The following is a 12,389-nucleotide window of genomic DNA, read 5'->3' as shown; positions in this document are numbered from 1 at the left end:
CCGATTATTCCCCCAAATCAGCCCTCCATGCCGATACTCACGCGGCAAACAATTGATTGAATTGCCGCACTGCAATATTCACATTCACCGCCGGATGCACGCTGCCAAATACGCTGCTGATGGCCGCCACCATGTCGGCGCCGCGCGCGGCCAGCGGTGCCGCATTTTCCGGCGTCATGCCACCGATCACCACGCACGGCAAGCTGATCTCGCGTTTGGCTTGCAGCACGATATCGGGGGGCGTCGTCACCGGGTACTTTTTCACCAGCGAAGGATAAAAGCCGCCGAAGGCCACATAGCTGGCGCCGCCCGCCTCGGCCATCCTTGCCAAGGCCATGTCGCCATAGCAGGAAGCGCCCACGATTTTGTTCGCGCCCAGGCGCGCGCGCACCTGCGCCACGGCAGCGTCCGTACCGCCGACGTGTACGCCGTCCGCGTCGAGCTCTTCGCACAGTGCGATAAAGTCGTTGATGATGAAGGGCACGCCATACTTGCGGGCCAGGGTCAGCAAGGCGCCAGCCTGCTCGCGCCGCTGCTGCGCGTCGGCGCTCTTGTGCCGGTATTGCAGCATGGCAACACCTTCCTGCAAGGCTTGCTCGCTCACGTCGAGCAAGCGGTCGGTGTCATCCCAGTTGGGGGTGACCAGATACAGTCCACGCATGATGTTTTCCTTGTTCAATGAAACGTTGCGGTATGCCTTGACCTGGCGCTATCGCATACGCGCCGGCCAGGGCCGCATGGCAATAGCTTTGTGCCAGCGCCAGCGCTTCGGCCAGCGGATGGCCCAATGCCAGGCGTGCCGCGATGGCGGAGGCCAAAGTGCAGCCGCTGCCGTGGAAGGCGCCGGGCAGACGCGGCCAGCGCCACTCGCGCTCGCCGCCTGCGCTATCGCACCAGCGGTTGACGATCACCTCGCCCTCACCATGCCCGCCCGTCAGCAGCACGTTCTTGCAGCCTTGCGCGCGCAGACTTTCTGCGCCACCGAGGGCCAGCGCTTCCGGCCCGTTCGGCACGATCAGGGTCGTCACCGGCAGCAAGGGCGTCAGCGCCAGCACCGCATCGCCCTTGCTGAGCAGATCACCATGGCCGCTGGCCAGTACGGGATCGAGCACCACGGGCAAGTCGGGCCGGACCAGCCGCAATTGCGCGATCAGTTGCGCAATGACGGCCGCATTTGCAGCGCTGCCGGGGATGCCGATTTTCACAGCATCAATGGCGATTTTGGCGATCAGCGCCTGCGCCTGCCGGCACAGCATTGCCGGCGCCACCGCTTCCACGCCAAACACACGGTCATTGTCTTGCACCGTCAGCGCCGTGATGACGGGCAAGGCATGCACGCCCTGCGCCGCAATGGCCAGGATATCGGCGGCCAGGCCGGCGCCGCCCGAGGGGTCGAGGCCGGCAAACACCAGCACAACCGGACGACCCGGCAGACGCTGTCGCCCCATCACGCCAGGCGGCCAGCCATCGGCGACGAGGGCGAGGCGGCAAATTTACGCGGCATGCGTCCTGCCAGAAACGCGGCACGTCCGGCGCGCACGGCCAGCTTCATCGCATGCGCCATGCGCACGGGATCGCGCGCGCCGGCAATGGCCGTGTTCATCAGCACGCCGTCACAACCGAGCTCCATGGCAATGGCCGCATCCGACGCCGTGCCCACGCCCGCGTCCACCAGCACCGGCACTTTCGCCTGGGCTATGATCAGTGACAAATTCCACGGATTCAAGATGCCCATGCCCGAGCCAATCAGCGAGGCCAGCGGCATGATGGCCACGCAGCCGATATCTTCCAAAATCTTCGCCTGGATCGGGTCGTCACTGCAATAGACCATCACGTCGAAGCCATCCTTGACCAACGCTTCGGCCGCGATCAGGGTTTCCGGCATGTGTGGAAACAAGGTCTTTTCATCGCCCAGTACTTCCAGCTTGACCAGATTGCGCCCGCCCAGCAGCTCGCGCGCCAGCTGCAAGGTGTAGACGGCATCCTTGGCGTTGTAGCAGCCAGCCGTGTTGGGCAAAATCGTGTACTGGTCCGGCGGCAGCACATCGAGCAGGCTGGGCGCGCTCGGATCTTGCCCGATATTGACGCGACGGATCGCCACCGTGATGATTTGCGCTTGCGCCGCGTCCGTCGCTTCGCGCGTCTGTGACAAATCCTTGTACTTGCCGCTGCCCACCAGCAAGCGCGATTGGTATTGTTTTCCTGCGATGCTCAGCAGATCATCGTTATGATTACTTGTCATTGCTTTTTCCTTAATTTAGCCACCGCCGATGGCGCGTACGATCTCTACCTGATCCAAGCTTTCCAGGACCCTGCCCTGCCACGCCTTGCGCGGCACGACATGGCGGTTGACGGCCAGCGCCAGCGCCTGGTTTTCCAGCGACAATGCGGCGATCAACTGGTCCAGCGTGTGCCCCGGCGGCACCTGGTGCGGCGCGCCGTTGAGCGTGATGGGTATGCATGCAGGCATCACGCTCTCCTTCATACCTTACGGTACAGCTCGGCGCCGTTCTTGATGAATTCGATGGCCTTGATTTCCATGCCTTGCTGGAGCGCCTTGTCTTCCGCGATGCCCATGCCGGCCGCATATTCGCGCACTTCCTGCGTGATCTTCATCGAGCAGAAGTGCGGGCCGCACATGGAGCAGAAATGCGCTACCTTGGCCGAATCCTTGGGCAGAGTTTCGTCGTGGAATTCGCGCGCCTTGTCCGGGTCCAGGCCGATGTTGAACTGGTCATCCCAGCGAAATTCAAAGCGCGCTTTCGACAGGGCGTTGTCGCGGATTTGTGCGCCCGGATGGCCCTTGGCCAGGTCGGCCGCATGCGCCGCAATTTTATACGTGATGATGCCATCCTTCACATCAGCCTTGTTGGGTAAGCCCAAGTGTTCCTTCGGCGTCACATAGCACAGCATGGCCGTGCCATACCAGCCTATCATGGCCGCGCCTATGCCCGATGTGATGTGGTCGTAGCCGGGGGCAATATCGGTCGTCAGCGGTCCCAGCGTGTAGAACGGCGCTTCGCCGCACTGCTCCAGCTGCAAGTCCATGTTTTCCTTGATCAATTGCATGGGCACATGGCCCGGGCCTTCGATCATCACTTGCACATCGTGCTTCCAGGCCACTTGCGTCAGCTCGCCCAGGGTTTTCAGTTCGCCCAACTGCGCCTCGTCGTTGGCGTCGTAGATCGAGCCGGGGCGCAAGCCGTCACCCAGCGAGAACGACACGTCGTACGCCTTCATGATGTCGCAAATGTCTTCAAAATGCGTGTACAGGAACGATTCCTGATGGTGTGCCAGACACCATTTCGCCATGATGGAACCGCCGCGCGAGACGATGCCCGTCAAGCGCTTGGCCGTCAGCGGCACATAGCGCAGCAGCACGCCCGCGTGGATGGTGAAGTAGTCAACGCCCTGCTCCGCCTGCTCGATCAAGGTATCGCGGAAAATCTCCCACGTCAGGTCTTCGGCCTTGCCATTGACCTTTTCCAGCGCCTGATAGAGGGGCACAGTACCGATGGGCACGGGGCTGTTGCGCACGATCCATTCGCGCGTTTCGTGGATGTGCTTGCCAGTAGACAAGTCCATCACGTTATCGCCGCCCCAGCGGATGGCCCAGGTCATTTTTTCCACTTCCTCGCCGATGGACGAAGTGACGGCCGAATTGCCGATATTGGCGTTAATTTTCACCAGGAAATTGCGGCCGATGATCATCGGTTCGACTTCCGGATGGTTGATGTTGGCGGGAATGATGGCGCGGCCACGGGCGATTTCCTCGCGCACGAATTCGGCCGTGATTTGCGCAGGAATGCTGGCGCCGAAGGACTGGCCCGGATGCTGGCGGCCCATCAGCTCGGCCAGGCGCTCGCCCATGGGACCGGAGGCTTTCAGTTCGCGCAAATACTCGTGGCGGCGCATGTTTTCGCGGATGGCCACGAATTCCATTTCCGGCGTGATGATGCCTTGCCGGGCGTAATGCATTTGCGTCACATTCTTGCCGGCGATGGCGCGGCGCGGCTTGCGGTGCAGGTTAAAACGCAGCTCGGCCAGTGTCGGGTCTGCCAGGCGGGCGATGCCGTAGTCGGAGGTGGGACCGGGCAATTCTTCCGTGTCGGCCCGCTCCATGATCCACGGCAGGCGCGGCGTAGCCAGGCCCGAGCGGATATCGATCTGCACCTCCGGGTCCGTGTACGGGCCGGACGTGTCGTACACGTAGATCGGCGGATTCTTTTCGCCGCCGAACGACGCTTCCGTATCGGATTGGCTGATTCTGCGCATGGGCACGCGGATATCGGGGCGGCTGCCTTCAATATAGATCTTGCGCGAATTGGGCAGCGGTGCGATGGCCGCTTCGTCGACCGTGGCGGTGGCGGAGAGGAATTTCGGGTTGGCGTTCATTTTGGCTCCTTGGCTAGACTTGCAGCTAGACTATTTATAGCCTGGAGCCAGCTAAGGAGGTTCGGCTGCGCGCACGCGGAAAAGCGAGGTGCGTTCATCCTAAAGCTTCCCTTCGCTGGCATTATCCAGATCAGGTTCGGAGGGTATTTCTCACCCGCGCTTGCACTGTGTTTCCACAGCGAAAGGCAGGACCCCTAGCGTTTGCCGCCTTGCGGCAGCGGGCCAATTATACGCGCTTCGCGCCGCGTGGCCAGATGATTTCTTGCGTTGTCGTCGTGCCGGCATCTGCTGCAATGCAGCAGATACCGGCGCGCTTATTTCTTCTTGCCCCAGCGCCAGGCGGTCGGTTCGCCCTTCCACTGGCACACGGCGATCAGCGCGGCGACGATGGCGACTTCATACACGATGTAGCCCAGCAGCATGGTTTGTGGCGGGAACAGGAAGGCGCCGCAGGCGAACAGCGCCAGCGCGGCCAGGAACACCAGCCAACCCTGCCAGGTGATGGGCAAACCCCAGCCCCAGCCGTAGGTCTTGGCGGGAAACCAGTATTCGGGCAGTGATTTGTCAACCATGATACTTTCCTTGTTGATGTCAATAACAACAAGTATAGATCAACGGTCGGCAATCAGACAGCACGCAGGCGCTGCGTGACATCGAGACCGATGCCGCGATAGCCGATGAAACGGCTGCCATTGTCGAACATCGGCTCGCCACTGACCTGCAGATACTGCGTGCTGCCGTCCAGGTTGGCGCGGCTATAGATGAAGTCGAGGAAAGGTTCGCGCGCGGCGATCTTGGCGTCGAGCAATGCACGCTCGGCCGCGTTCCAGCGCTGCGGCTCTGCCTCGCTGCCGATGCCCAGCATTTCAGCCACGGGACCGGAAAAGCGCGTCAGCTTACCCTGCGCATCCTGTTCCCAGTACCAGTCGGAAGACAGTTCCGTAAAGCGCTGGAAGCGCGCTTCGCTCTCGCGCAACTCGGCCGTGCGTTCTTCCACCAACTGTTCCAGCGACTTGTTGTATTCGGCCAGCTTCTGGTACAGCAAACGCACTTCCAGCATATTGTGGATGCGCGTCTTCACCTCCACCAGGTCGAAGGGCTTGCTGACGAAGTCCTTGGCGCCGGCCTGTAGCGCGCGCAGCTTATGGCCGGGCTGGGCCGTAATCACCAGCACCGGCAGATAGCTGCCCGCCTCGATGTCGCGCAAGCCGTCCATGACTTCGAAGCCATCCATTTCAGGCATCTGCAAGTCGAGCAAAATCAGATCGTAGCGGTGCTGCTGGTGCAGCGCGTGCACCGCTTGCGGGTCCATGGTGGACGTGATGCGCGTATAGCCGGCATTGCGCAACACCTGCTCGAGCAGCATGACGTTGGCCTCCTGGTCATCGACGATGAGGATGCTGGCGTTCAGGATCTCAGTGGCTTGAAGCATGGCGGTATTCCTAAAATGAAATGCAAAATTAGCGTGCTGCGTGCGTGTCGTCGGCCAAGCCGTGTGCGGCTGCATGGTGCAAGGCCACGTCGAGCGCATCCATGAATTCGACGACCTTGATGGGCTTGGTCAAATAGCGGAAGAAGCCCGCTTCCAGGCCTTTCTCGATATCGCGCGGCACGGCGTTGGCCGACAGGGCCATCACGGGGATATGGCTGGTCAGCGGATCGTCATGCAAGATGCGCAGGGCGCCATAGCCGCTGATGCCGGGCAGGTTGATATCCATCAAGATCACGTCCGGCTGATACGTGCGCGCCAGGTCGATGCCCAGGTGCGCATCGATGGCCGTCAGCAGCTTCAAGTCGCTGCGGCGGGCAATTAATTGCTCCACCAGCGCCAGGTTGGCGGGATTGTCTTCCACGTACAGCAAGGTGCGCTGGCTTTCCGGATCTTCCTGTACCGCGGGCAAGGCTACGCCCTCTTCCAGATGCAGTTCAGGCGCGCGCGAGGCCTGGAATTCCACCCAGAAGGTGGTGCCCATGCCCACCGTGCTGTCGACACCGATCTGGCCCCCCATCAACTCGACCAGTTGCTTGGTGACGACCAGGCCGATACCCGTGCCCTCTTCCGTGCTGCTTTCCTGGCCCAGGCGATTGAAGGGTTGGAACAACTGACTCATCTGTTCGGCGTTCAGGCCAGCGCCGCTGTCCGTGACGCTGGCGCGCACGCGCTCGCCTTGATGACGGCACTCGACTTTCACGCTGCCGCCGCTCTGGTTGTACTTGATGGCGTTCGACAGCAGGTTAATCATCACCTGTTTCACGCGCGTGCGGTCGGCATGCACATAGAAGGCCTTGCCGCAACGGGGGAAATGCATGCTGATGCCGCGTTTTTCTGCCTGTGGCGCGATCATCGCCTGGCAATCTTGCAACACGTCGAGCAAGGACATCGCCTCTTCCGACATGGTGACCTTGCCCGACTCGATCATGGCCAGGTCGAGGATTTCATTGATCAAACGCAAGAGATACCAGCCACCCTTGAGGATTTGGTCGATCGAGCGCTGCTGCGGCAAGCTCGGCGCCGGCGTCTCGGACGCCATCAACTGGGCAAAGCCCAGCACGGCGTTCAAGGGCGTGCGCAATTCATGGCTCATGCTCGACAAAAACTCGGACTTCGCCAGGTTCGCCTTTTCCGCCGCCTGGCGGGCTTTTTCCATTTCGATATTCGTGTCTTGCAAGGCCAATTCGAACTGCTTGCGTTCCGTCACGTCGCGCGCGGCGGCAAACACGCCCTGCAGCTTGCGGTTGCGGTCGTGGAAGGTCGAGGCGTTGTAGGAAACAACCGTCTGCTTGCCGTCGCGCGCCAAAGCCGTCAACTCATAATTGGTCACTTTGCCCTCACGCAACACGCGCACAATGGCTTCCTCAGCGCGTTGCGGTTCTGTAAAGTAATTCTTGCATGGCGCACCGATCAATTCATCGCGCGTGCAGCCCGTCAGTGCTTCCATCTGCTGGTTGACGTCGCTGATAATGCCGCGCGGGTCCGTCATCATGATGGCATCGATATTTGATTCGATCAGCGAGCGCGTGTAGAACTGCTGCTCGCGCAAGCGCTGGTCCAGCAGCGCCTGCTCCGCCTCGACCTGCTTGCGCGCCGTGTTGTCGGTGCCGATCAGCAAGTAACCGATGACCTTGCTCTGTGCATCGCGCAGGGCCGTCACCGATACCATGGCGGGGAAACGGCTGCCATCCTTGCGAATGTAAGTCAGTTCATAAATGTCTTCGATGCCGCGCGAAGCCTTGAACACGAGCGCTTCCACGCCGGGCGTGATGACGGTGTCGAGCTCGGCACTGAGGGCGGCGGCGCGGACGATGATCTCTTGCGCGTCGGAAATACTGGCCGGCGTCAGTTTGTCGACGACGTCGCTCGCTTCATAGCCGAGCATGCGTTCGGCACCCACATTGAAAATCTGGATCACCCCCTGCGCATCGGTGGCGATGCAGGAGAAATTGGCGCTGTTGAAAATCGCATCCTGCAAGGCACCCGCTTTCAGCAACTGGCGTGGCAGACCGGCCGCCACCGTACGCCGGTACAGCGCCACGAGCAACATCAGCAGCAGCACTACCAGCGCGTCAATCACGCACGCCGTCTCGAACGGCGCGCGCCAGGCCAGCACGCCAACGGCAATCAGCCCGACGGCGCTGAACGAAAATGCCAGCGCCATGGGCCAACGCGACGGTGCGCGCGGGGGGGTGTTTTCGACAGATTGCATGATAAGCCTGGGCAATGACAACGATAAGAAACGGGCATGCGGTATTGAATGCTGTGTTCAGGGTGCCTGGCGCTGGCGCACGTCCGACAGCAGGCGCGCGAACTCCTTCTTCACCACGCCATAGCATTCGCACACATGGCCTTCCGGGCCAGCGCGGTCCAGCACCGAAATATGGCCGCGCCGGTAGCTGATGAAACCGCGCGCCTGCAAGCGCCCGGCCGCTTCGGTCACGCCTTCGCGGCGTACGCCCAGCATATTGGCAATGAGTTCCTGCGTCATGGTCAGCTCGCGGTCCGGCAGGCGGTCCATGGTCAGCAGCAGCCAGCGGCATAGCTGCTGCTCTACAGTATGGTGGCGGTTGCAGACGGCCGTCTGTGACATTTGCGTAATCAGCGCTTGGGTGTAGCGCAGCAGCAAGCGCATGACGGCGCCAGCGCGATCGAATTCTTCCATCAGCAAGTGCGCCTTCAGGCGATAGCCGACACCGCCCGTCTGCACCACGGCGCGGCTCGGTGTCGAGTTGCCACCCATAAACAACGACACGCCCACCACGCCTTCATTACCGACGCCGGCGATCTCGGACGAGCCGCCGTTTTCCAGCAGGTAATGAATGGAAACGATGGCCGTGGTGGGGAAATACACATGCTGCAGCTTGTCGCCAGAATCGTAGATCACGTCACCGAGCAACATGGACACTTGCTCCAGATGGGGCGCCAGGCGCGCGAAATCGGCGTCGAGCATGGCGGCGAGCAAATGGTTTTGATTCGGGTTGTGCTGCTGGGCATACGGACTCGACATAGGCAGGTTTCCTGGTTTCCAGTCGTCAGCTAGGGGAGAGATGAAAGACGTCCGAACGAGGGCAGCCATTTGCAGCAGCGTAACACAGCGTTTGCACAATGCGGCGAGTATATGGTTTGCTGACATCACTGTCCGTTCGCTAGCGAACAGACGGTGATTCGCTGCGCGCCCTACAGTCAGTCACTGCCAGGGTTGCCGGATCATGGATCGGTACGGGCGCAGCTCACGGACGCCATCATGCACGCTTTTTTCAAACGCCTCTCCATTTCTGCTTCCACTGCGGCCCTGCTCACCGTGGCGCTCGGGTTGTGCCTGACGGCCCTGTGCTACGCCTCTGCGCGCCAGATCGAATCGGAAAACATGCAGCTGCTGTTGCAGTACCACGCCGGCGGCACGGGTCTGACAGCGAGCCATCGCGCTTCGCTGTATGTGCTGCTGGGCGGACTGCTGTCGAGCCTGCTGGCAACGGCGTATGTGTTTCAGCTGATGTCGCGCAACGCCGTAATTGCCCGCATCGCGGGCGAACGCACGGCAGCGCTACAGTTTGCCAATGTGCGCCTGTCAGAAGACCTCGCCGCGCGCGTGCAGCAAGAAAAGTCGCTGCGTTTGCGCGAACGCATCATCGAAGTGTCGGCCAATGCCGTCATCCTGTGCAGCGCCGACGCACCAGGCTACCTGATCGAATACGTCAATCCCGCCTTCGAACGCATCACCGGCTATGCCGCTGGCGAAGTCATCGGCCAGCGCCTGGAACACTTGCAGGGGCCTGCGCAAGGACGGCAAGACATGCATGCCATTACGACGGCCATGCGCGAACAGCACGAAGGCAAGGCTATCGTGCGGCATTTCCGCAAAGATGGCAGCTGCTACTGGAGCGAGCTGTTCGTCGCCCCCGTGCACGACGATGGCAATGGCCACGTCAGCCACTTTGTCGTTGCGCAATACGACATCAGCACGGTCATGCGCTTCGAGCAAGAGCTGAAATTACAGTCGCGACACGATACTTTGACGGGCCTGGCCAACCGCCTGCTGCTGCGCGAGCGAATGGAACAGGCGATGGCCATGACGCGACGTAACGACCTGCCCCTGTGGGTGGTGTTCATCGACCTCGACCGCTTTAAGTTCGTCAACGATACCCTGGGCCACGATGCCGGCGACCTGGTGCTGAAAAACGTGGCCGAGCGCCTGCGCGACGCCACGCGCGAAGTCGACACGGTGGCGCGCCTGGGCGGCGACGAATTCGTGCTGCTGCTGCCACAGCATGGCAAGGGGGAACCAGGCACCGCCATCCTGCAGCGCATCCTCGATGCCGTGGCGCAGCCGCTGCAACTGGGCGAATATGAATTTTTGCTCAGCTGCTGCATGGGCGTGGCCGTGTATCCCGATGATGGTCAGGATGCCGATACGCTGATCAAGCATGCCGACATCGCCATGTATCGCGCCAAGGAACTGGGGCGCGGTCATTGGCGCTTCTATGCATCGAGCATGAATGCGGGCACACTGGCGCGGCTGGGACTGGAGAGCGAGTTGCGCCATGCCCTGGAACGCAAACAATTCCATCTCGAATACCAGCCCCAGCTCGACTTGGCCAGCGGCAAAGTGGTGGGCATGGAAGCACTGCTGCGCTGGCAACATCCGCAACTGGGGCGCATTGCACCTATCAACTTCATCGGCCTGGCTGAAGAAATGGGCTTGATCATCCCTATCGGCGACTGGGTACTGCGCACGGCATGCGCCCAGGTGCGTGCCTGGCAAGTGGCCGGCCATGGCCCGCTGCGCCTGGCTGTCAACCTGTCGGCGCGGCAATTCAAACAAAGGAATCTGCTGCATGCGGTAGCGCAGGCACTGGCCGAAACAGGCCTCGATGCCGCCCATCTGGAGCTGGAATTGACGGAAAGCATGGTCATGCATGACGTGGAACAAGCCACGACCATCATGCGCAAGCTCAAGGCGCTGGGTGTGCAGTTGTCCATTGATGACTTCGGCACCGGCTATTCCAGCTTGGCCTACCTGCGCCACTTTCCCATCGACGTCTTAAAAATCGACAAGACCTTCGTCAGCGACATCACGCACGGCGACGATGCTGCCATCGTGCGCGCCATCATTTCACTGGCGCATAGCCTGCGTCTGAAAGTGATCGCCGAAGGCGTGGAAACGGCGCAGCAGTTGGCCTTCCTGCGCCAACACGGCTGCGACCAGATGCAGGGCTATCTGTTCAGCCGCCCGCTGACCGCGCCCGCCTTCGAAGAACTGCTATTGCAGAGAAAAGCGCTGCCCGCTTAAAACGCGTGCAGCAAGCCGAGGTTCAGCGCGCGGTTACCCGTGCCCGCTTCGGTGGCATTGCCCACCATGTAAGCGGCATCGTTGCGGTTGCGGATGTGCGCGTAAGCAAGATATACCTTGCTGCGTTTGGACAAGGCATACGTGGCGCCGATGGCCAGTTGCTGCGCATCGCGGTTGGCCGCATCGCGGTCATCCTTATGGATGAACGAGGCCAGCAGCGTCGTCGCGCCGAGCGGCACGGAGACGCCGACGATGGCGTCGCGGCTATCCGTGGACTGGGCCGGCGCCTGCGCCGCGCCATAGGGGTTTTCCGCCAAGAACAGGCTACTGCCATCGCCCGTGTTGCGGCCATAGCCGGCAAACGCCGTGGCCACGCCGAAGTTGTAGTTGCCAGCCAAGATAGTGTTATTCGCGTCGGCCTTGCCAAATTCGCCGCTCAGGCGCTGGCGCGCCAGGCGCAGGGTCAAGGGACCGTTGACATAGCCCAGGGACAGGCCCAGCGAGCGTTGATCTGCAGCAACACCCGTATGTTCGCCAAAGCCAAACATGACGGTGGCCGTGACGCCGCGCAGCTCGGGCGAGGTATAGCGCACGGTATTGTCGATGCGCGTGGCCGAATAGCCAGCCAGGTTGGTCGAGGCACCCGCCATGCCACCCTCGAACGGGTCAGCCACGTCGGTCAGCGCCTCGCTTTGCAAGTTGTACTGGCGGCCCGCAGTGAGCATGCCCAGCGGGCTATTGAGGCCGACAAAAGCCTGGCGGCCAAACAACTGCCCGGCCTGGTCGGAACGGCCCGTATCGAGCTGTACGCCCGCTTCCAGCGTAAACACGGCTTGCCAGCCGTCGCCCAAGGACTCCGTGCCGCGCAGGCCCACACGCGAGCCGGCCGAGACACCGCTGGTGAGCTTGCTGATGCCGCCTTCCTGCACCAAGCCAGCGTCCATCAAGCCATACATGGTGACTGAAGACGCATCGATGGACGACTGGGCGTGGGCGGCGGGCAAGGTGCCCAGGGTGGCAAGTGCCAGGGCGATCGAGATTTTTTTCATATTGGTTTCCTTATTAAGGCAAAACCGGGAAAGCGCGCGGCCGTGGCACGGCCACAGGCAGCTAGGCGCTGCGGGACGTGCCGTATCGAAAAACGACAGGCCAGATAACAACCTTCCTGGCTAAGCGATGGCGGCGCGGCCGATAAAGACGAAGACGCGC

General features: G+C 61.5%; 11 protein-coding genes and 1 riboswitch. Of the genes, 1 reads left to right on the top strand and 10 read right to left on the bottom strand.

All coding sequences use genetic code 11. The features are described from left to right. Positions 1 to 37 precede the first annotated feature (37 nt). From thiE to H4V96_RS02480, 9 genes are all read right to left on the bottom strand, one after another. Positions 38 to 661, bottom strand: coding sequence for a thiamine phosphate synthase (thiE, locus tag H4V96_RS02520; protein WP_070346556.1), 624 nt, complete (start codon positions 659 to 661; stop codon positions 38 to 40). Next, positions 624 to 1,448, bottom strand: coding sequence for a hydroxymethylpyrimidine/phosphomethylpyrimidine kinase (locus H4V96_RS02515; protein ID WP_280721171.1), 825 nt, complete (start codon positions 1,446 to 1,448; stop codon positions 624 to 626). The genes thiE and H4V96_RS02515 overlap by 38 nt, the downstream gene beginning before the upstream one ends. Beyond that, complete coding sequence (locus H4V96_RS02510) at positions 1,448 to 2,242, bottom strand: thiazole synthase (protein WP_010393350.1); 795 nt, start codon at positions 2,240 to 2,242, stop codon at positions 1,448 to 1,450. Before H4V96_RS02510 ends, H4V96_RS02515 begins: the two co-directional genes overlap by 1 nt. Before the next feature lie 15 nt (positions 2,243 to 2,257). Next, positions 2,258 to 2,470 carry a sulfur carrier protein ThiS gene (thiS, locus tag H4V96_RS02505; protein ID WP_043460341.1) on the bottom strand — a complete coding sequence of 71 codons (213 nt, stop codon included), beginning with the start codon at positions 2,468 to 2,470 and terminating at the stop codon, positions 2,258 to 2,260. 11 nt (positions 2,471 to 2,481) lie between these two features. Next, a complete protein-coding gene (gene thiC / locus H4V96_RS02500; protein WP_010393342.1) occupies positions 2,482 to 4,395 on the bottom strand; it encodes a phosphomethylpyrimidine synthase ThiC in 1,914 nt (637 codons plus the stop codon). Between the two features lie 90 nt (positions 4,396 to 4,485). Then, positions 4,486 to 4,601, bottom strand: a riboswitch (TPP riboswitch). Positions 4,602 to 4,709: 108 nt separating this feature from the next. Further along, positions 4,710 to 4,967, bottom strand: coding sequence for a hypothetical protein (locus tag H4V96_RS02495; protein WP_010393340.1), 258 nt, complete (start codon positions 4,965 to 4,967; stop codon positions 4,710 to 4,712). Positions 4,968 to 5,020: 53 nt separating this feature from the next. Continuing rightward, complete coding sequence (locus H4V96_RS02490) at positions 5,021 to 5,827, bottom strand: response regulator (protein WP_196856061.1); 807 nt, start codon at positions 5,825 to 5,827, stop codon at positions 5,021 to 5,023. A 28-nt stretch (positions 5,828 to 5,855) separates the two neighbouring features. Further along, the gene (locus H4V96_RS02485) at positions 5,856 to 8,099 is read right to left on the bottom strand and encodes a PAS domain S-box protein (RefSeq protein ID WP_280720676.1); all 2,244 of its coding nucleotides are present in this window, start codon (positions 8,097 to 8,099) and stop codon (positions 5,856 to 5,858) included. A gap of 57 nt (positions 8,100 to 8,156) precedes the next feature. Beyond that, positions 8,157 to 8,897 carry a Crp/Fnr family transcriptional regulator gene (locus tag H4V96_RS02480; protein WP_196856063.1) on the bottom strand — a complete coding sequence of 247 codons (741 nt, stop codon included), beginning with the start codon at positions 8,895 to 8,897 and terminating at the stop codon, positions 8,157 to 8,159. 237 nt (positions 8,898 to 9,134) lie between these two features. On the opposite strand from H4V96_RS02480, the gene H4V96_RS02475 reads away from it, so the two are divergent. Then, positions 9,135 to 11,180, top strand: a complete 2,046-nt coding sequence (locus H4V96_RS02475; RefSeq protein ID WP_070345812.1) for an EAL domain-containing protein — start codon at positions 9,135 to 9,137, stop codon at positions 11,178 to 11,180. Here H4V96_RS02475 and H4V96_RS02470 read toward each other — a convergent pair. Then, entirely contained in the window at positions 11,177 to 12,229 is a 1,053-nt protein-coding gene (locus tag H4V96_RS02470; RefSeq protein WP_196856065.1) for a porin, read from the bottom strand. The two genes, H4V96_RS02475 and H4V96_RS02470, sit on opposite strands and share 4 nt — an antisense overlap. Between the last annotated feature and the right edge of the window lie 160 nt (positions 12,230 to 12,389).

Origin of the sequence: Janthinobacterium sp. CG_23.4 (assembly GCF_029892305.1) — a bacterium.
Taxonomy (GTDB): Bacteria; Pseudomonadota; Gammaproteobacteria; order Burkholderiales; family Burkholderiaceae_D; genus Janthinobacterium; species Janthinobacterium lividum_D.
Note: the sequence above shows the minus strand (reverse complement) of the source record. Positions and strands in the feature narration are given on the sequence as shown.